Here is a 19,942-nt window from a genome sequence, read left to right on the forward strand (position 1 = left end):
CCTCTTTTCATCGTTGAATTTTTTATGGTGCATTTTTATCATGGATTTTTATCGCGAAGTTTGTATCGTCAACCGATCATTTCTGCCCGTAGTAGGCGTCTTTGCCGTGTTTGCGCAAATAATGCTTGTCCAGAATGCCCTGAGGCAGTTCTTTGGCAAAATGGTTCAGTTGGCGCGCGTACAGGTTCATCTTGCACACTTCTTCCAGCACGACGCTGTTCACGACCGCCGACTTGACGTCTTTGCCCCAGGTGAACGGCGCGTGGCCTTGCAGCAGCACGGCCGGAATCGCCAGCACGTCGACGCCGAGCTTGTCGAACGTCTCGATGATGACGCGGCCCGTCTCCGCTTCGTACCCGCGGTCGATCTCTTCCTGGGTCAGGAAGCGCGCGCAGGGTACCGCTCCGTAGAACGTGTCGGCATGCGTCGTGCCCATGACCGGAACGTCCAGCCCCGCCTGCGCCCAGATCGTCGCCCAGGTCGAATGCGTATGCACGATGCCGCCGATCTGCGGATAATGCTTGTACAAGACGGCGTGCGTCGCCGTATCGGACGAAGGTCTCATGTCGCCTTCGACCACGTTGCCGTCAAAATCGACCACGACCATATCGCTCGGCTTCATCGTCTCGTAGCTGACGCCGCTCGGCTTGATGACGAACAGATTGCTCTCACGGTCGACGGCGCTGGCGTTGCCCCACGTGAACTTGACGAGGCCGTGCTTCGGCAGCTCCAGATTCGCTTCGTAGACTTCTTGCTTCAGCTGTTCCAACAAGGTCAATTCCTCCCGTTCTAGTTAAGATGGTCGACAGCCGCCTGCTCGATAGCAAGTCCGGCCCGATAACGCTGGATAAACGTCCGGAAACCTTCAACATCCGATGCGTCCGGCGAGATTTCTTCGCCTTCGACGTCTTTGAACACTTTTTCACCCAGGAAATGCTCCAGGCTCTCGTCCGCTTCGCGGTCCGTCATGTAAGCCGCGAGCAGCGCCATGCCCCACGCTCCGCCTTCGCCGGCGGTCGACATGACCGAGATCGGCACGTTCAGCGCGGCGGCCAGCATCCGCTGGCCCACGACCGGCGTCTTGAACAAGCCGCCGTGGCCGAGCAGGCTGTCGATCGCGACCTGTTCGTTCTCGGTCAGGATGTCCATGCCGAGCTTGAGCGCCCCGAACGCCGTGAACAGATGCGTCCGCATGAAGTTCGCCAGCGTGAAGCTGCTTTCCGGCGAACGGACGAACAGCGGGCGTCCCTGCTCAAGCCCCGTGATGTTCTCGCCCGACAGATACCCGTAGCTCAGCAGGCCGCCTCCGTCGGGATCGGCTTCGAGCGCCTTGTTCAGCAGGACGCCGAACAATTTGCCGGAATCCGCTTCGAAGCCCATCGCCGCGGCAAACTCGCGGAACAATCCCATCCAGGCGTTGAGATCGCTGGAACAGTTGTTGGCATGCACCATGCCGACCGGACTGCCGTCCGGCGTCGTGACCATGTCGATCTCGGGATACAGCTTCGACAGTTCCCGCTCCAATACGATCATGGCGAACACCGACGTGCCGACCGACACGTTGCCCGTGCGCTTCTTCACGCTGTTCGTCGCCACCATGCCCGTGCCCGCGTCGCCTTCCGGCGGACAGAGCGCAATGCCGGGCTGCAGGTCGCCGTCCGGGTCGAGCAGCTTCGCGCCTTCCGCGGTCAGCGTGCCGGCTTGTTCGCCGGCACTCAGCACCTGCGGCAGTACGTGCGAGAGCGTCCACGGATACCCTTTGCCCGCGATCAACGCGTCGAACTGTCCCACCATCGCCGGATGGTACGCATGGCTCGACTCTTCGATCGGGAAGAGGCCGGAAGCGTCGCCGATCCCGATCTTCTTCTCGCCCGTCAGCAGCCAGTGGATATAGCCGGCGAGCGTCGTCACGAAGTCGATGCTTGGCACATGCTCTTCCCCGCCGAGGATCGCCTGGTACAGATGGGCGATGCTCCAGCGTTCCGGGATATTGAATTGGAACAGCTCCGTCAGCTCGCACGCCGCCTCGCCCGTAGTGGCGTTGCGCCACGTCCGGAACGGCACCAGCAGCTCGCCTGCACGGTCGAACGCCATGTACCCGTGCATCATGGCCGAGAATCCGATCCCGCCGACCGTAGTCAGCTTCACGCCGTAGCGCTGCTGCACGTCCTGCTTCATCTCGCGGTAAGCGGCCTGCAGCCCTCCGAGAATCTCGCTTTGGTCGTACGTCCAATACCCGTCCTTGAGCCGGTTCTCCCATTCGTAACTTCCCGAAGCGATCGTCTCGAACGTCGAATCGATCAGCACCGCCTTGATCCGGGTCGATCCGAATTCGATGCCGAGCGAAGTGCGGCCGCCGGCGATCGCTTCCTGTACGTTGACTTGGTTCATGATGACAACTGTCCCCTCTCCTGTTCCTGCTGGGCCTACGGTAGGTGATCCAAAAGTATGCGGTTTCAAAATGATACTTCCAGTATATTTTCTTGTACGTACATCTGTCAATATTCTCTCTTTCACTTTCAAAAAAAAGATATTTGTACGTACATGTCATGGTTGGCTGATCTGTATGCCGCGGCTGCGCTCGATCCCCTGCCCTGCCTGAATTTCCGCAGCCGAAAAGACACCGAAGATTTACTCTTCGGTGTCTTTTCGCGTTGTGCCTATAACGAACTTCTTTTACGCCGGGAACTCTTTTACCATGCCAATCGCTTACAGCTGCTTGATCAACTGTTCCAGTTCGTCGACCCACTTTTTGGCCAGCTCGAAGTTTTTGTCTTTTAACGCAAGCTCGACTTTCAGCTCGACAGCTTTCTTGTTCTGCTCCGCTTCCAGATAGCCGCGATCGAAGTGACGGTTGTAGATCATCTGTCTGAACTTGCGCATGCTCATCTTGCGGACCGTCTTGTTGTCGATGATCAGCACGTAATCCATGCCGTTGACGACCGAATAGAAATCGTGGGAGATCATGAGGATCGCGCCTTTGTAGTCCTGAATGGCCTGATCCAGCGCGATCTGCGAATAGAGGTCCAGATGGCTCGTCGGTTCGTCCAGCAGCAGCAGATTGGCCCCGCTGCCTGCGGCTTTCGCCAACTGGAGCATGTTTTTCTCCCCGCCGGACAGCGATTGTATCTTCTGTTCCAGAATCTCGCCTTCGAAGCCGTATTGAAGCAGATGTGCCCGGATCTCGTCGTACGTCTTGAAGCCGGCGTCGATAAATTCGTTCAGAATCGTATTGGAATCCTGAAGCGTCTCGCCCTGCAGCTGGGAGAGGTACGCCGGCCGGGCCTCGTCGCTGACCTGGATCGCCGGATGCGTGCCGCGGAAAATATCGCGCAGCAGCGTCGTCTTCCCGGTGCCGTTCGGCCCGATCAGGGCGATTTTGTCCGTCGATTTGATCTCGAAAGTCACGTGTTCGAGCAGCAGCTCGTCAAAAGAAACGCTGTAGTCCTCAACGTTGACCAGTACCGTCTCTTCCGGCGCCTCGTCCATGCCCAAGCGGATATTCGGCTGCTTGATGTCGACGAACGGCTCCTTGATACGGCGCGCTTCCAGTCTCTCCTGGAACCGCACCCGCGCTTTGAGCGCCCGGCCGCGCGAAGCTTCCGAATTGTACGTCGCGATCTCGCGCAGATTGTCGATAATGCCGTCGTAGCGCGCGATCTCTTCGGCTTCCGCCACCGTGATCTCCTGCAGCTCGATTTTCGTCTGAAGCAGGTAGAAGTTGTAATCGATATAACGTCCGTCGAACTCCTGCAGTTCCGTATTTTCGAGGTGGATGATCTTGTTGAAGCAGTGGTTGAGCAGATAGCGGTTGTGCGTCACGACGAGCAGCATGCCTTTGTGCGCGTTGATCAGCTTCTTGAGCGCATTGAGGTTCTCGAAGTCCAGAAAGACGTCCGGTTCGTCCATGATCAGCAGGTCCGGACGCAGCAGCATTTGCTTCATGACCTGCACGAGCTTGAACTCGCCGCCGCTCAGAGCGGATACGTCCGCATCCCGGAGCTTGATCAGGTTGGCCAGGTTCAGCTGCTTGTTGATCGTATTCTCGTAATTGTCCCCGTCCATCGCTTCAAAAGCGTCCAAAGCCGACTGGGACTTCTCCATCAGCGCATCCAGATCCGACGACGTCGCCATCTCCGCATAGATCGCCGTGATTTCGTCCTGCACCTGGATGAACTCTTCGCCGATATATTCGAACACGGTCATCGGCCGGCTGTTGTCCACCTGCGAGAACTGGCTCACATGTCCGATCGTGAAGCCCGGCTCGATCTCAAGCTTGCCTTCGAACAAATACCGCTCCGGGTCCATCAGGATGTCGATCAACGTGCTTTTGCCGCTGCCGCTCGTCCCGATAAACGCGCAGTGCTGGCCTTCTTCGAGCGTGAACGAGATGTTGCTGTACAGTTCTTTTTGCGGAAAAGAGAACGATAGGTTTTCAACTTTTATCATAGTGTTACCTTTCTTGATAGCTAAAGTGGTCATAATTTTTGAGGAGTCAGGGAAGTGCGTTGTTGCCGCGTTTACCACTCTTCAGAGTACCACTGATTGGGAGGAAGTACAATTGGTTTGTGGAGAAGAGAATTCGGAATGGAGCGTTCGGCGCGTGCACAGGACGGTACAACCCGGCTGTACAAACTGTGCTATAATGACGGCGTCGTTTGCGCGAGGAAGCATGACCCTGCACGACAATCTGACTTTAGGACGGTTCATATGAAAAGCTTTTTGAATACGCTGGCAGAGCCAAGACGGTTAATGATTATGTTGGTTGGCAATATTTTTTTGGGTATGGGAATTAGCATTTTCAAACTGTCCGGCTTGGGGAACGATCCTTTTAGCGGTATGGTGATGGCCCTTGCGGATACGAGCGGGATCGAGTATGCCCGATTTCTGATCCTGCTCAACCTGTCTTTGTTCGTAATCCAGCTGATCGCGGGACGACGGTTTATCGGAATCGGCACCGTGGTCAACGCCGTATTTCTGGGCTACATCGTTACGTTTTTCTATAACATCTGGATCGACCTGCCCGGCGAACCCCAACTGCTGTGGCAGCGCGTAATTACGGTAGCGGTTGGCGTCGTCATCTGCAGTTTCGGCGTATCCCTGTATCAGACGTCCAACGTCGGCATCGCGCCTTACGATTGTCTGTCGCTGATCATGAGAGATCGCTTCCCGCGAGTCGGCTATTTCTGGCATCGCATGTTCACGGACGCTCTCTGCGCGCTGATCTGCTTCCTGTTCGGAGGCATCATCGGGCTGGGGACGCTGGTGTGCATGTTCGGACTCGGACCGATCATTCATTTTTTCAATGTGCATTTTACGGAAAAGATACGGGGTGACCGACGTAAAAGCGGCAAGTCAGTAAAAATGCGGACGGAGTGAAGGGATGTCGGCGACAAGAGGATGCCCGGCATCCCCGCTCTGCATCAGAACTTGCTGCAATCCGTCCGGCCCTTTGTCGAAGGGAGGGTCGCTGCGGATGATCCGGTTATCGGTCTTTGAACCGTTCGATCGCGGCCTCGCTGACCGGCTCGAACAGATTAATCAGATTGCCGTCCGGATCGCGCAGCAGCATCGACCGGTTCCCCCACGGCATGGTCGTCGGTTCCTGCACCCATTGGCCGACCCACGGCTTGAGCCGCGCATACTCCGCTTCGATATCTTCTACACGAAGCTCGATGATCACCGTGCGATTGGAGGCTGCCACCGCGGAATCCGCTCCGAAGAGCTGCGCGGTCTGAGAGTGACCGATAGCGAGTGTGCCCGAAGGCATAACGATTTCGGCAAATACGGGCGCAGGCCGCTCGGCCGCGATTCCCGTGACTTTTTCGTAAAACTCGGCCAGACCGTCTACATCGTCCGTGATGATGCGTACAGATGCGAAATTCATAAACAATCATCCTTTCTGCGATTTGCGTATAAGTTCGGCTGTTTGGCACAACCGTGGCACACTCTGTTTTATCGATGAGTGAGGCGTGAACAGGTTCAATCATAAACAAACGCTACTGACAACATAATGTCAGTAGCGTTTTGAGGTTTTTGGATTTTTTGCTTACAAGAACAGAAAGGGCTCAGTGTCTTCAGGCTGTCGATTCTGCACGCCCCATTCGCACAGCTGTTCCAGTACCGGCAGCAGCGTCTGTCCTTTCGGCATCAACGAATACTCCACTTTGGGCGGAACCTGCGGATACTCTTTGCGCTGCACCAGCCCATCCGCTTCCAATTCTTTGAGCTGCGCACTGAGCACTTTGTAAGTGACCGACCCGAGCTGCCGCTGCATCTCGTTGAAACGAACCGGCTGATTGGCTGCCAACAGGTACAGAATCGCCATCTTCCACTTCCCGCCGATCACGGACATCGTATAGCCGAACGGCGTGTCCCCGATGACCGTCTCCTTCCCTTTCAAGTCGGATATGCTCATGCTTGCACTACCCTTTCTGATAGTACCCTACTTATTTGTGCGTACTATTGTTTGATTTTCGCCCAGTTTATACTAGCCTTACTTTCAAGTAAAGGGGCGCACAACAATGACAACTATTCAAACGTACAACCATACTCTCTGGGATCACGGGATTTCCCAGGGCTACCGCGCAGGCAACACGCTGTACATCTCCGGACAGTTCGCGCATAATGCGGCAGGCGAATTTGTCGGAGCGGGCGATATTCAAGCCCAGATGCGGCAGACGCTGGAGAACCTGGATACGGTATTGCAGGAGTTTGGGGCAACCAAATCCAACCTGGCTTATGTCGAAATCTATCTGACTCATGCGCAGGAACATGGAGAACGCGCGATCGAGATGTTCAAAGCATACATCGCGGACCATCGTCCGGCAGGAAGCATGATCGGCGTAACGTATCTGGCACTTCCGGAGCAGTGGGTGGAAGTAAGCGCAGTTGCACATATCGATCAGTAAAAAGGCTTGTTCCGATGAAGGAGCAGTGCGGCCCTTCTTCAAGCGTAAATGAAATATTGGTGTAAAGTCCTTTTTGCGGGAAAGAGTTAGAACTAAATCAGCCTACGAAGGATGCGCCTCGGTAAGCGTTCTGTCCAACTGATCCTGCAGATACGTTCTCAATTCAGGATTCCGGCAGTACAGGTAACACCCTTTCATTCCTCTTGAAATCAGGACTTTATATATATTTTTGATCAACGCCGTCAATTTTTCATTATTCTTTTTGAGGCCGCGCTTGCCCATTGTATCTTTATATTCATCATAGTCGGCATAGATCTGCATGCTTTCCGGATCGAATTTCAGATCATTGCCGACAATGACGCCAACATAATCGAATTCCAGACCTTGAGAGGTATGCACACACCCGATTTGTTCTACTCCGCTTTCATGAATGGCCCATTTGCTGGAGATGGCTCTTCCGTTCCAGGGCATTCTGAAGTCGTGTTCTTTTATGATGACGTCTTCAATTTCACCGTTGTAATTCCCGTCTTCATTCTTCGACCAATCCCAGGCAAAACCAGCCAACATCCGCGCATTACTGCCTTCGGCCGTTTTTTGCTTAATCGCTTCATAAAGTTCATGCGGATTGTCCATCAGCTTGAATTCAAACGCATTGCGATCCCAGCCATTAAAATTTCCCGTTTCGCGGATTTGCAAAATATGATCGATCCAATTGATAAATCCTTCGGCACCGGAACAGCGAAACTGCGCAGTAAGCGTATATTCATGAATTTCCGAACCATACCGTTCAGCAATTCGTTTGATTTCATCCGTCGATCCGATATCGTCCGGGCGAATTCTCTGAAAATCGTCAACAAAAAACACGTTTACTTTAGAAGCTTTGACGATATCCTCGATTTGATTCTCGCCCTTGTATTGATAAGCACCTTTGCCTTTGAGACGATGCGCTTCATCGACGACCATGACATCGAAAAAGTTTTCGGGGCTATCCCAAAATTGTCCCGATCCGGCAAAAAGCGAGCGGGCTCTTCCTTTATCTTTGGGCTGCTGCTTGACTAACGTCTCCACCATAACGGTTCGGAAAGACGCAGTAGGCGCGACGAACTTTACGTTCAACTTGTGCTTCAGCAATCCTCCAAGCGCGTTCATGGATATAACCGATTTGCCTGTACCCGGTCCCCCTTTGATCAGAATCGTACGCTTGCGGTTCGCATTTTTAGCCAAGCTCATAATGGTTTCATAAGCAATTTTCTGTTCATCCAAGAGTACGAATGCAGAATTACCTTTAAACAGTCCATCCACATGATCGATCAATTTTTTGGAAGGGCGAATTTTACCGTTCTCAATCAGATAGAGCAGATTAACTCCGTCTCCTTGACCAATATGTTTATACAGAAAATTTTGCAGCTTTTGTGTGTCTTCAGACATAAACAAAGGGGCTTTGCTTATGTAATGCGCATATCTCTCGCTTTTTAACGGATCAGGCTGCGGCGAGCGATAATTATGCAGATACGCACAAGAATGGCTAACAAGATCGCTGGAATGAACGGCTTCGTTCATATCTTCCAGATGCTGCCGATAAGACCATGCCTGATAAGAAGGATGAGTCGTTTCGCGCTCTTGTCCGCCAAGGTAAGTCACGACGACGTCTTCGCGATCTGTCTCGCTGGCTCTTTCCCACTGCTTCAATTCCACGATAATAAAGTTGTCTTTGCCTGCTTCGTCTTTGCCCGCTACGATAAAATCTACTCGTTTGCTTGTTGAAGGAATATTGTATTCGATCATTACGCCGCAATCGTCGGCAATTCGGGAATTGCGTACGATTCGTTCCATAAACTGCATGGAATTGTTCCATGCCCGTCGTTCACTCGGGTTCGGCCGCTTACCCATTTTACTAATAAAAGCTTCTTCGATCTCGGCCGTTAGTTGATTGTTGTCTACCTTTTCACGAAAAGCCAAAGCGCTGCTGCTGTAAATAATCATGTTGAATGCTCCTATAGGTTAGTGTATTTGTCCTTTTTGCCGAATGCTTTAGCGATTGGATATTTAACTGCATTTTTTTGGAGTTTAGCCAAGATGATTTCTTCGATGTCCAGATCGAGATCGTGTGCCAAATAAACCGCATAGATCAAGATGTCAGCCAACTCGCTTGCCATTTCTTCTTTTTTCAAAGCAACGGCTTCATCCGAAGATTTCCATTGAAAGGTTTCCAACAATTCCGAAGCTTCCAGGCTTAACGAAATAGCTAAGTCTTTGGGGTTATTAAACTGCTCCCAGTTTCGTTCCTGACGAAAAGCGAGGATTTTCTCGATAAGCTCTTCTCTCATGACTTTCTCCTATTCTGTTAACATCCTAAATACAGAGGAACCAAATCAGGATCCTGCTTAAAAGCAAAAAGAGGCATTTCTCCCTTTGAATAGGAATTTGCGCCTCTGAATGGTTAAGTCGGGGCCATGCTTTGGCCTATGCTATATAGCTTTCTTTACCATAATACGACTTTGGGGATCAGTCAATTTTTAAAAAATAAGGAATTCATTATAGGAGATTTGAACAGGATATGATCAGCCGAGGAAAACATTATGGATAAGCGGCTCTTCAAAGCGCGTATTGAAGAACTGTCCGAGCAGCAAACAGCTGCCAATTTTGAAGTTCACTTAAACACAATAAAAAACCCAGCTAAATCACTCCCCCTTAGCTGGGTTACTTTTTCGATTCGTACAATTGGTTTGTGGGTTTGCACCCGTAGACTCCCAAAATAAAGATCCGCTTTTAAAAAGGCTTTTGCAATTCCGTTCCCTGATTGGCGGTTGGAACAAGGATCACCGCTTTCCCGTCGGCGGAAGCAATCAACTTATCTCTCAAATGAGTAGGAGTCGAGGATCGTTCTGCGATTAACTTGCCGTCCTGCGCCAGAAAAGACTGCTTGCTTTTTTCCGTATCGGTAAGCAGAAGCCGTCCGGCAAAATAACTGGAAGACCAATTGGAGTCCGATTGCGTAAAGGTACGTTTGAGGCTCTTCGTCATCTGACCCGTGTGCAGATCGTACCGGGCATACAGGATCTGCGGCGTATTCGTCTCTATGCCGAGCGGGGTGCCGCTGATGCTGGAAGTGTTCACGACCAGAGCCGTGCCTTCTGTGACGAAGCTGCTTCTTGCATTCGATCCCGGCGTAATCAACTTGAGTTGTCGGGTCGTTACATTCATGATTTTATAATATTCTTTGGTCTGCCCAAGACTCATTCCGTTCACCTTCGCGATCACATAAGGGAATTGAAATTGAACGTCCTGCACAATCGCATTTTCGTGTTTTTGATCTTCGCTCGCGGCCAGGGACAGGCTTTGAACCGGCTTTTTCCAAGGATATTGATATAGGGACAGCTGCTGCCCATCCGTAACGGCAATACTTTCTTTGGCCGCGGCCCCGGCAGCAGACCATTGAATTTGCGATGCGGCCGTTTTCTTGATCCCCGGCAAGTTTTGTGTGCTCACCACTTTGCCTGCCGTAGTGAACACTTGTTTCTGAAGCTGTCTGCCCGAGTCGGTAAGAACCACGATTTTCCCCGAGCCCAAAAGCACTTCGCAGTCGTACACAGCGCCAAACTTCTTCGTCCATTCAACTTTGCCGGTGTGGACATCGAAAAGCTGCACCTGCTTGAACTCTTTGTCTACGAATAGCGTCTTGGTGTCGTTCACGAATAACGCCTGGACTTCCGAACTTAACAACCGATCCGAAGAGGAGACGAGCGCTTGCGCGGGAAGATTGGCTGCAGGCGACACAACGAATCCAACAATCAACAACAGGCACACCAGAAATTTATTCTTTTGCTTTTTCATTTTACGGCCTCCTTGAATAGGGAATCAGAAAAGGCTGGATCAAATTGATCCAGCCTTTATCGTTTTTTACTCAGGAATATAAGGAAGATCCAGCATCTTCGGCACATTGATCACATGCTGTTCGGTATACGTGCGAATGCCTTCCACGCCGTATTCGCGGCCGATCCCGGACTGCTTGAAGCCTCCGAACGGGAAGCGGACGTCCAGTCCCTGCACGGCAGCCGTATTGATCATCGTCGTTCCGGCTTCGAGTTGGCGCGCAACGGAAATCGCTTGTTCTTCGGTCCCCCACACGGAACTCGTCAATCCGTAGATGCTCTCGTTATGGAGACGAATGACTTGCTCTTCGTCGTCGAACGGCAGAATCGGAACGGTAGGCCCGAACTGTTCTTCCACGACGATCCGGTCATGCACGTCGCAGCCCAACACAAGCGTCGGCTGGAGGTAGTACCCCTGGTCGAACACCTGCTGATCCAGAATCCGGCCGAGCGGAATGACTTTGGCTCCGCGCTGCTTGGCGTCTTCGACCAAACCCAGCACGTACTCTTTCTGCTTCACGTTATTGAGCGGGCCTACCGTCGTATCGGGATCAAACGGATCGCCGATCCGGATCCAGCGATTGGCCGCCTCGATATATTTTTCCACAAAAGCTTCATAGATCGAACGATGCACATACACGCGTTTGGCGATCATGCAGATCTGACCGGTCGTCAGGAAGTTGGACACGACGATCCGGCGCATGGCGCGTTCATCGTTCACGTCGAAGCTGTCCAGGAAAATCGCCGCATCGTTGCCGCCAAGCTCCAGCGTCATATCCTTAATCGTCTCCGAAGCCGCCCGGATAATATGCTTGGCCGTTTCGGTTCCGCCGGTAAAAGCGATTTTGGCCACATGGGGATTCGTCGTCAGTTCAACGCCCACATCCGCACCGCCATGAACCACGTTGATCACGCCGGCCGGGAACTCGCTCGCGATGATCTCCGCCACCTTCGCTGCCGCGAGCGGCGCATACGGACTCGGCTTCAGCACGATCGCGTTGCCCGCCAGCAGAGCAGGAGCGATCTTGATCGTGGACAGCGCAATCGGATAGTTCCACGGACTGATCGCGGCCACGACGCCGATCGGATCGTAAGCCAGAATCGTTTTGCCGTTCTCATGCTCGGTGACCTCTTCTTGCAGAGCCGACGCCGCTTCCTTGCAGGCAAACTCCATCCACATCAACGAGACGTAAATCTCGCCGTGCGCATCGTACAGCGGCTTGCCGTGCTCCCTGCACAGCAAATGCACGATTTCGTTCTCGGCGGCCCTGATCTTCTCGATCGCTCTGCGCATTCTCGTTACGCGTTCTTCGATGCCGGTCTTCTTCCACGTCTGAAAAGCTCCGGCCGCCGCTTCGATCGCTTCGACGGCTTGTTCCTTCGTCGTGACCGGGAAGTAACCGACGATCTCTGCCGGGTCGGTCGGATTCTCTTTGGCGGACTGCGAAAAGGATGTGACAGACTGACCGTTAATAAGCGCTTCAACGGTAACCGGTTCCTGGCCTGCTTGAATGGTCATGGTAGATTCCCCCGTGAGTGAGTTGGATGAGACGATCTTACTGCCAAACTTCTTCCGCGATTTCCTTCACGTAACGAAGCTTCCGCCACTGCTGTTCTTCCGTCAAAATATTGCCTTCTTCCGTGGACGAGAATCCGCACTGCGGGCTCAAGCACAGCTGCTCCAGAGGAACATAGGTGGCCGCCTCGGCAATCCGGGCTTTGATCTGTTCTTTGTTTTCCAACTGTCCCGTTTTGGAAGTGAGCAGACCGAGCACGATTTTCAAATCTTTGCGATTCACATGCTTCAACGACTCGAAACTGCCCGAGCGCTCGTCATCGAATTCCAAAAACAATCCGTCCACGTCCAAGCCGCCGAAGATCACCTCCGAAGCGTAATCGTAACCGCCTGTCGAGAAAAAGTTGGATTTGTAGTTGCCGCGGCAAATATGCATCGTCACGACCAAATCAGCCGGTTTGTGCGCCAAAGATTCGTTGATCATGCGCTGCATCGTCTTCAACTCTTCCGCCGGTTCCAGCCCTTTGGCGCGCAGCTTGTCATGGCCGGCTTCCGAGAACAGATCCGCCCAGGCGGTATCGTCCAACTGGAGGTAGCGGCAGCCCGCGTCGTAGAACGCCTGAATCGCTTTTTGATACGCCGCGATCGTGTCCTGCAGAAAAGCCTCGCGGTCCGTATACACATTGGCGCCGTTCTCCAAGCGATACAGCAGCATGTTCGGACTCGGAATGGTCTGCTTCGCCACCGCGCCGCCCGCATGCTTCTGCACGAACTTGAAATCTTCCAAGAAAGGATGCGCCGAGAAATCGACCTTGCCGACAACGCGAATGCCGCCCTTGCGCGTCTGCATATTGTGGAATTTCGGACCGTCTATTTGCTCGTACAGCTCCACGCCGTCCAGCCCGCCCAAGAAGTCGAAATGCCACCAGCTTCTGCGCAGTTCGCCATCCGTAACCGCCAGCACGCCGTTCTCCTTCTGCTTTTCAATGATCCGGATAATCTCCCGATCTTCCACGGCTCTCAATGCCTCATGCGTGAGTTCGCCCGATTTATACTGTTCGCGTGCCTGAGTTAAGTCGGCAGGACGTAAAAAGCTGCCTACGTGATCATGTCGAAAAGGTATCATATCCGTTGCTCCTTCTGCCTGTTTGTTGTAACGAGTATACCATGAGGGGAAGGAATTCTGGTCATACGAAAAAAGCATGTCTGGTCATATGGTTGGGTGATAGCTGGGGCAGGCCGTTTGTAATCTGCATTACGGAACAGGCCGTTGGGGTCATCCAACAATCGGTTACCCGATCCCATACGTATACGCTTCCCAAAAATTCGATCCTTCAGACGCCGGACGATGAAAAAAGAGGCTTGTCTTTCGTGATCGCCGGCAAGCTCCGTTTCTACAAAACCTATTCGGACGGCAAACAGCATACGGTCTGCATCCTCAGCGAAGACGGTATCTTCGGCGAAATCGAAACGTTCTCGTTAGGCGCAAGAGGAAGTTACGTCGAGACGATGGAAGATTCGATCGTTTTGTTCATTCCCGCCGAACAATTCGACCCGCTTTTACGCAAGCATTCGGAGTTGTCGCTGCTGTTTTTATCGGAACTCAGCAAACGGCTGCGAGAGCAGGATCAATTGGTAGAAAAGTTGGTTTTCCAAGACCTGCGCGGCAAAGTGCTGTATTTTCTCAACCGGCTATCCAACAAGTTCAGTACGGAAGAAAACGGCTACCGCAAAATCGATATTCCTCTGACCCATCAAGAATTGGCGGACATGATCGGAGCCACCCGGGAAGCGGTATCGCTAACCCTCAAAGAACTGTCCAACGAAGGCATTCTGTTGACGAGCCGCAGAACGATCCGTATTCATACCGAAAAAGCACTGAACGAACTGGCTTGAGACCTTATTCTTTTTCTTGGATACTCCAACGTAATCTACATTGCGGTTCAATTCTTCAGCCCGCGTTATGATAAATCCCGTAACGGACAGGACGGCAAGATACGAAACGTACAGGAGGCTTATCGATATGGGTAAATTCGAAGGAAAAGTAGCGGTGATCACCGGAGGGACAAGCGGGATCGGACTGACCACGGCGCAGCAGTTCGTCTCCGAAGGGGCCCATGTATTCATTACCGGCCGCAGACAAAGCGAGCTGGACGCGGCCGTTCGATTGATCGGTGAGCGGGTAACCGGCGTGCAGGGCGATATTTCCGATTTGAACGACTTGGACCGATTGTTCGATACGGTTAAGCGGGAGAAAGGCCATCTGGATATTCTGTTCGCCAACGCGGGCATCGGCAGCATTCTGCCTTTGGGCCAAATTACGGAAGAGCAGTACGACAAGACGTTCGACGTGAATGTAAAAGGAACCCTGTTCACCATCCAAAAAGCTCTGCCACTGTTTCCAAAGGGGACGGGAAACATCATCTTGACCGGCTCCACGGCGGGCACGATCGGAGATCCGGGGTTCAGCGTCTACGGAGGAACCAAAGCGGCTCTTCGCCAGATGGCGAGAAACTGGATCATGGATTTGAAAGGCACCGGCATACGCTTGAACGTGCTGAGCCCCGGTATGGTGCATACCCCGGCTTATCCCGATCTGTTCGGCGAAGCGCTGAATGAAGTGCTTAAATCGGCGAAGGACAGCGTTCCGCTGAGCCGCTTGGGCAGGGCGGAGGAGATTGCCAAGGCCGTCATGTTCCTGGCTTCCGAAGAAAGCAGCTATGTGAACGGCATCGAATTGTTCGTGGATGGCGGGTTGGCGCAAATCTGATCGATAAAAAAGACGGCCCCGGCGCTGGATGCGCCGGAAAGCCGTCTTTCGTTTACTTACTGGCTATAGCTGCTCAGATCAGCGCGGTTCAATCCGCAGCCTCATTCTGTAAATCACGGCTTCCATGACGAGCAGATTCGGAATCCAGCACAGCCAAGCGACCACCCGAAATGCCGCTTCAAAATCGCCAAGCAGCAAAGCCAGCGGTGCTAAAAAGATTCGAAGCGTGACCGCCGAAAAAGTAAGCGCGTAACTGCGAAGCATCCATTCTTTATGAGCCTGGATGTCTTTGACCATAATTTTTCTCACTGCCGTAAGCGTAGTCGCCACCCACAACACATCGAGAGACATGAACCCGAGTCCAGAAATCCAACCGCCTGTCGCAAAAAGGGATAAATACACATTCACGATCCCGCTAACCGTAATCGAAAGAACATATCCATACCCCAATCGACGATGCCAACGTCTCCTGGCTTTTGTCGGCTTGATAAATAGTTGAAAAGGTCCTATCGCCAAAGCAAACACCGCGGTGAAAATGTGAGTATACAGCACATAGACCCACGGTTTGAGTTCAAAATCCGGCTTTTGCAATTTGAAAGAAACAAGTCCGGCATGACCGGCTCCAAGAACGCCATACTGAACAATCGCGTATCCGGCAATCGAAAATGCGAGAATGAGCACGAGTGCCCGAATCCTTTTGCTTGCCATAGGCATGCTCCTCCTCCGCTGCTGTAGGGAAATCCTTCACTGCTTGTGCGGATCCGGTCTTCTGCCGTACTTTTGATGCAACCGGATCTTCGCTTCCTTCCAGCTTGGAATCGTATCGGCTTCCCAATGGACAGCCTCGAATTCATCTCCGATTCGGCGCGCGATCCGCATGGCCTTGGCGTGATTACCGTGATTGCGGTATTCCAGCATGCGATCCTTGTTCTCCCATACCGATATCGTCCAACCTATGATCCAACCGTCGCGTGTGAGGTCGGAATGCAGCAACCCGGCAGTGCTATTCAGCTGCTTGGTTGACCGAACGATATGGTACATAAAAAACGGAAGGGCCCACATGCCCTTCAATCGCACCCGTGTCACTGAAATCAACAAAAAAATCGCCCCTTCCGCCAAATCTTCATTCTCGGCTGCTCTAAGTATAGGCGATGGAATCCTGCGGTCTTTGCCCTTTCCGTCGGGGTTTTTGTCTGATTCGACAGATTGCAGGGGATTAATAAAAAAATCCGCTAGGCTGTAGGCCTGCGGAAGTTGAAAGGTTTTGCCTTACTTGTGGTACGGTTTCCCTCGTTGGGTGTTTCGGCAACGGAAAAAGACAGAGACTGGTCTCTGCCTAATTGCTCTATTCTACCCTTCATCTTCTGACAAGTGCTCCATACGAAGCCCTCGCCCCGATGCACTTAGGCTGAGCAAAACACATTCACTTTCTAGTTTTGCAGAAAATTTTGCTTCTGAAATGTAGCCATCTTCTTGAGGTGCTAATTCCATACTCATTTGAAAGTAGGGATAATAGTCACTTAACAATTTCTCAACATCTTCTTCCTTTATTATCACGTCTATAAAGTGAACTTCTCCAAGCTTCAAAGGTGAAATATAAGAAAGGTTTTTTAAAGTGGTGTCCTTCTCACTTCTATTCAGTAAGAGCAAGATACCTTTATACAAAAGCTCTGCAATCTTTGGCATTAAGTATTCACATTCAGCTTGAACATCTTTTAATGACTTAAAACCATGAGAAATTCCGTTTCTTGCTTTACTTATCTGTTTCCACGCCTCTCCTTCTAAACCAATGTGTTTCACTAATTCTTCCATACCTTGCTTTGTTGTTCTCATCTCGTAAAATACGTTACCAGTAACACAGCATGTTTTTTCAATCTGCTCATAGCCAGTTTTCTCACAACCAAAGTGTTCAATCAAAAGTGGATTTAGCGTTTCGACTCCTTGCCAAAAAGCTAGGAACTGATCTAGAACGTCTCCTTCGTTTAAACCTTTTCTAAACCAATGTAGTGCACGCAGAAATCGGTCTCTATCTTTTCCTTCGTACCGTAGCCAAATTGCTCCTACATGCTCAGTAAATTCCGAAACTTCTATAGTGTCGCCCCGTGAAAAAGATTGATCATAAAAAAATTGTCTAAACTCCCTCTCTTTTACTTCATTGCTTGTATCCAGAACGATTAAAAGCTTTTTCTCATGAGTTTCTAAGCCTGATTCTAGACTAATAGTAGATAAAAAGAAATCTATAAGATTGTTAGCTAGTGTAATAGCAGACTCTATACCATCTGCATTCAATTCAAGTTGGATTATCCAGCCATACTTTAGTCCTGTAAAAGCTTGATCTCTTTCATCTGATATTTTTTTAAATCCTACTTTAATATCACCAATAACAAATTTGTAATTCGCGTTTTCTTTAAAGCTAAAACTAGATCTTGTAGCCGCTACTACTAAGCACTTTTCCATTGCAAACCCTCTTCTCTTTTTTTCTATATTATATTCTTCTTTTTCACTCGATCAAACGGCATAAGTATTACGATACAAGTTGAAAATCTATCTTTTGATGAAAAAATAAACCCGAGAGCCTCTAATCCAAAAACCAGCTCTCGGGAGGTGAAAAAATGACCCCTCATATGGATGCTTATGAAAAACTCGTCGAACAGGAGGACCAACTCGTCAAACGTGTCTGGATCTGCGAAGAGACCAGCAACACAATCTTCTATCTGCTATTTCAACGTGGAGATGCGATCAGTCTCTCGACCTGCCGGAACATCTTGACGGAAATCCAGCAGATCCGTGAGCGCCTCCAGAACGATCTGCTCAACCTTCGGTTGGAGAAATCGATGCTCTCCTATCGACATGCTAAGCAGCAGCGTGGACGTGAACCAGTCGAAGAATAAAGGGAGACCCGTTGCCCCACCGCCTATTTATTCTGGCTCTCTGCCCATCCAAACACCGTCTGAATCACCTTAAGCGCCATCGTATGGTCTGCTGCGGGACGTTCGGCTAGCAGGCGGTGAATCTGGGCCAGATCGTCTTCGCCTTCCATCGGGTCTATATGTCGGAAAAGCTCTTCCAGTGATACCTCCAGCCCAGCCGCAATCTTACTTAGACTGTCGATGGTCACATTCTTTTCGCCGCGTTCAACCTGCCCGATGTAGTTGTTATGTAAATTGACGCGTTCTCCAAATGATCTTGGCTTAAATTCCGCTGTTTGCGAAGCTGCCGGATACATTCACCCAGCCGCTGAACAAGCTCGCTCATGCAATCACCGCCTCCCCAAGCTTACGAGAGGAATCCGGAATAATTAACACACTATAGATGTTTTTCCACTGCCAGTTAACATCTATAAATGAGGAAGTATTCTCCATACAGGCACAGTTGGAGACATTACGATAGTATGCTCAAGCAAAAAATTATCGCATATACGATGAGTATAGAGATGAAGGTATTTCCGGAAAGTCTATGGAAAATCGCCCAGCACTCCAGAAATTACTGGCAGATGCAAGAAAGGGACGCTTTCAACAGGTTATTGTTTGGAAGATCAATCGGGTCTCTCGCAAACAATTGGATCTACTAAAGATCGTAGACGAGTTAAAGCAAAATGGAGTAACTTTCCGCAGTTATTCCGAGAACTTCGAAACGGAGACGCCTATGGGCCAGTTTGCTCTTCAGATGATGGGAGCAGTTGGGGAACTGGAGCGGAACCAGATCGTGGACAATGTGAAAATGGGCATGAAGCAACGTGCTCGGGAAGGCAAGTGGAATGGCGGGGTTGTACTTGGTTATGACGTGGTGGAGGTAGAGGACAGCAAGCATCGTAGGCGACGAGAGACGGAGCTGGTGATTAATCCGGAAGAAGCTCAGTTGATCCAAAAGATATTCAACTACTATGCAGATGGTAAAGGGCTTAAAGCAATCACCAATGAGCTAAATGGCGTTGGTTATCGCAGTAAGCATGGCCGGCCCTTTAGTGTGAATACGATCAAAACGATCCTCTCTAATCCGCTCTACACGGGCAAGATTCGCTTCAATAAACAAGAGGATTGGAATACCAAGCGGCGTAAAGGTACCAACCCAAATCCGATCCTGGTAAAAGGGATACACGAGGCTATTATCTCGGAAGAGCTCTATGACAAGGTACAGTCTATGTATGGCAAAAGGAACTATTACCATCATCGTGTCTTCTTTGGCAGCTTCCCGTTTACAGGTATACTTCGCTGTCCAGTGTGCGGGCATGGGATGGTGTCTCAGCGGGCTACACGAAAACGCGCGAATGGCGAACGATATTACACGCTGTACTATCAATGCGTCCAGTTTGCCAATAAGGGTAGCTCAGTTTGTAGAGCAAACAGTATACGAGCTGACTACGCGGAAGCTGAAATATTGAGACGTATCCAAGAATTCGTCGATGACCCGAAGCTGATTGAAGATGTCACCCGAGCGGCTCAGGGTAGAGAGTGCTTAGGCGAAAATGCGTCTGAAGACGACTTGAAGCAGATCGAGAAGGGATTGGCTGAAGTGGCTCGAAAGAAGGCGAAGTACTTTGAGTTGTATGAGGAGGATATGCTGGATAAGCGGCTGTTCAAGGAGCGTATCGAGGAACTGGCGGAGCAGGAGAAAGCATTGGTCAGACGGAAAGAGGCGATTGAGGATGTGGCAGAGCGTCAAGAAGCGGGAAGTGTGGATATCGCATATGTGCGAGGGATGCTAGGGGAGTTCACGAGACTCTGGGATCAGATGAGTAATACGCGGAAGAAGCAGTTGGCGCACATGTTGATTAAAGAAGTAATTATAAGCAAACATAAGCAAATAGAAAGAATACACTTACTCGTATGACAAAAAGTCAGGTTACCCTCCTTATGTTAAAGAGTAGCCTGAT

20 protein-coding genes and 1 pseudogene are annotated in these 19,942 nt (G+C 51.0%); 7 read left to right on the plus strand and 14 right to left on the minus strand.

The window, feature by feature from the left end:
* Positions 1-76: 76 nt before the first annotated feature.
* From FFV09_RS10300 to FFV09_RS10310, 3 genes are all read right to left on the minus strand, one after another.
* Positions 77-772 carry an L-ribulose-5-phosphate 4-epimerase gene (locus FFV09_RS10300; RefSeq protein ID WP_141447753.1) on the minus strand — a complete coding sequence of 232 codons (696 nt, stop codon included), beginning with the start codon at positions 770-772 and terminating at the stop codon, positions 77-79.
* A 17-nt stretch (positions 773-789) separates the two neighbouring features.
* Complete coding sequence (locus FFV09_RS10305) at positions 790-2,391, minus strand: xylulokinase (protein ID WP_141447754.1); 1,602 nt, start codon at positions 2,389-2,391, stop codon at positions 790-792.
* Between the two features lie 318 nt (positions 2,392-2,709).
* Entirely contained in the window at positions 2,710-4,449 is a 1,740-nt protein-coding gene (locus FFV09_RS10310) for an ABC-F family ATP-binding cassette domain-containing protein (protein ID WP_141447755.1), read from the minus strand.
* A gap of 303 nt (positions 4,450-4,752) precedes the next feature.
* Between FFV09_RS10310 and FFV09_RS10315 the strand changes: the two genes are divergently transcribed.
* On the plus strand, positions 4,753-5,379 hold the full coding sequence (locus tag FFV09_RS10315; protein ID WP_246098522.1) for a YczE/YyaS/YitT family protein: 627 nt from the start codon (positions 4,753-4,755) through the stop codon (positions 5,377-5,379).
* A gap of 106 nt (positions 5,380-5,485) precedes the next feature.
* Here FFV09_RS10315 and FFV09_RS10320 read toward each other — a convergent pair whose 3' ends face one another.
* Both FFV09_RS10320 and FFV09_RS10325 read right to left on the minus strand, forming a co-directional pair.
* Entirely contained in the window at positions 5,486-5,887 is a 402-nt protein-coding gene (locus FFV09_RS10320) for a VOC family protein (protein ID WP_141447757.1), read from the minus strand.
* Positions 5,888-6,049: 162 nt separating this feature from the next.
* Positions 6,050-6,418 carry a winged helix-turn-helix transcriptional regulator gene (locus tag FFV09_RS10325; protein WP_141447758.1) on the minus strand — a complete coding sequence of 123 codons (369 nt, stop codon included), beginning with the start codon at positions 6,416-6,418 and terminating at the stop codon, positions 6,050-6,052.
* 106 nt (positions 6,419-6,524) lie between these two features.
* Between FFV09_RS10325 and FFV09_RS10330 the strand changes: the two genes are divergently transcribed.
* On the plus strand, positions 6,525-6,911 hold the full coding sequence (locus tag FFV09_RS10330) for a RidA family protein (protein ID WP_141447759.1): 387 nt from the start codon (positions 6,525-6,527) through the stop codon (positions 6,909-6,911).
* A gap of 102 nt (positions 6,912-7,013) precedes the next feature.
* Here FFV09_RS10330 and FFV09_RS10335 read toward each other — a convergent pair whose 3' ends face one another.
* From FFV09_RS10335 to FFV09_RS10355, 5 genes are all read right to left on the minus strand, one after another.
* Positions 7,014-8,894 (minus strand): DUF2075 domain-containing protein, encoded by a 1,881-nt coding sequence (locus FFV09_RS10335; RefSeq protein ID WP_141447760.1) that lies wholly within the window; start codon positions 8,892-8,894, stop codon positions 7,014-7,016.
* 11 nt (positions 8,895-8,905) lie between these two features.
* Positions 8,906-9,238 (minus strand): nucleotide pyrophosphohydrolase, encoded by a 333-nt coding sequence (locus FFV09_RS10340; RefSeq protein WP_141447761.1) that lies wholly within the window; start codon positions 9,236-9,238, stop codon positions 8,906-8,908.
* A 442-nt stretch (positions 9,239-9,680) separates the two neighbouring features.
* The gene (locus tag FFV09_RS10345; protein ID WP_141447762.1) at positions 9,681-10,745 is read right to left on the minus strand and encodes a hypothetical protein; all 1,065 of its coding nucleotides are present in this window, start codon (positions 10,743-10,745) and stop codon (positions 9,681-9,683) included.
* 66 nt (positions 10,746-10,811) lie between these two features.
* Positions 10,812-12,302 carry an aldehyde dehydrogenase family protein gene (locus FFV09_RS10350; RefSeq protein WP_141447763.1) on the minus strand — a complete coding sequence of 497 codons (1,491 nt, stop codon included), beginning with the start codon at positions 12,300-12,302 and terminating at the stop codon, positions 10,812-10,814.
* A 37-nt stretch (positions 12,303-12,339) separates the two neighbouring features.
* The gene (locus tag FFV09_RS10355) at positions 12,340-13,425 is read right to left on the minus strand and encodes a 5-methyltetrahydropteroyltriglutamate--homocysteine S-methyltransferase (RefSeq protein WP_141447764.1); all 1,086 of its coding nucleotides are present in this window, start codon (positions 13,423-13,425) and stop codon (positions 12,340-12,342) included.
* 41 nt (positions 13,426-13,466) lie between these two features.
* On the opposite strand from FFV09_RS10355, the gene FFV09_RS10360 reads away from it, so the two are divergent.
* Positions 13,467-14,195 carry a Crp/Fnr family transcriptional regulator gene (locus tag FFV09_RS10360; RefSeq protein WP_141447765.1) on the plus strand — a complete coding sequence of 243 codons (729 nt, stop codon included), beginning with the start codon at positions 13,467-13,469 and terminating at the stop codon, positions 14,193-14,195.
* Positions 14,196-14,322: 127 nt separating this feature from the next.
* Complete coding sequence (locus FFV09_RS10365) at positions 14,323-15,069, plus strand: SDR family NAD(P)-dependent oxidoreductase (RefSeq protein WP_141447766.1); 747 nt, start codon at positions 14,323-14,325, stop codon at positions 15,067-15,069.
* A 78-nt stretch (positions 15,070-15,147) separates the two neighbouring features.
* Here FFV09_RS10365 and FFV09_RS10370 read toward each other — a convergent pair whose 3' ends face one another.
* The 3 genes from FFV09_RS10370 to FFV09_RS10380 all read right to left on the minus strand — a co-directional run bounded on the left by FFV09_RS10370 (position 15,148) and on the right by FFV09_RS10380 (position 17,526).
* Positions 15,148-15,777: a DUF2306 domain-containing protein gene (locus FFV09_RS10370; protein WP_170314991.1), complete on the minus strand. Its 630-nt coding sequence runs from the start codon at positions 15,775-15,777 to the stop codon at positions 15,148-15,150.
* 36 nt (positions 15,778-15,813) lie between these two features.
* A complete protein-coding gene (locus FFV09_RS10375) occupies positions 15,814-16,167 on the minus strand; it encodes a DUF3291 domain-containing protein (protein ID WP_141447768.1) in 354 nt (117 codons plus the stop codon).
* 252 nt (positions 16,168-16,419) lie between these two features.
* Positions 16,420-17,526: a HEPN domain-containing protein gene (locus FFV09_RS10380; RefSeq protein ID WP_141447769.1), complete on the minus strand. Its 1,107-nt coding sequence runs from the start codon at positions 17,524-17,526 to the stop codon at positions 16,420-16,422.
* Positions 17,527-17,681: 155 nt separating this feature from the next.
* Here FFV09_RS10380 and FFV09_RS10385 point away from each other — a divergent pair, with 155 nt between their 5' ends.
* On the plus strand, positions 17,682-17,960 hold the full coding sequence (locus FFV09_RS10385; RefSeq protein ID WP_141447770.1) for a hypothetical protein: 279 nt from the start codon (positions 17,682-17,684) through the stop codon (positions 17,958-17,960).
* 23 nt (positions 17,961-17,983) lie between these two features.
* Here FFV09_RS10385 and FFV09_RS10390 read toward each other — a convergent pair whose 3' ends face one another.
* Positions 17,984-18,295 carry a helix-turn-helix domain-containing protein gene (locus tag FFV09_RS10390; protein WP_246098524.1) on the minus strand — a complete coding sequence of 104 codons (312 nt, stop codon included), beginning with the start codon at positions 18,293-18,295 and terminating at the stop codon, positions 17,984-17,986.
* Between the two features lie 176 nt (positions 18,296-18,471).
* Here FFV09_RS10390 and FFV09_RS24330 point away from each other — a divergent pair.
* Both FFV09_RS24330 and FFV09_RS24335 read left to right on the plus strand, forming a co-directional pair.
* Positions 18,472-19,203: pseudogene (locus FFV09_RS24330) on the plus strand (recombinase family protein); the annotation flags it as partial.
* Positions 19,204-19,209: 6 nt separating this feature from the next.
* The gene (locus FFV09_RS24335) at positions 19,210-19,899 is read left to right on the plus strand and encodes a recombinase zinc ribbon domain-containing protein (RefSeq protein WP_281288497.1); all 690 of its coding nucleotides are present in this window, start codon (positions 19,210-19,212) and stop codon (positions 19,897-19,899) included.
* Positions 19,900-19,942 lie beyond the last annotated feature (43 nt).

The organism is Saccharibacillus brassicae, assembly GCF_006542275.1.
Classification (GTDB): Bacteria; Bacillota; Bacilli; order Paenibacillales; family Paenibacillaceae; genus Saccharibacillus; species Saccharibacillus brassicae.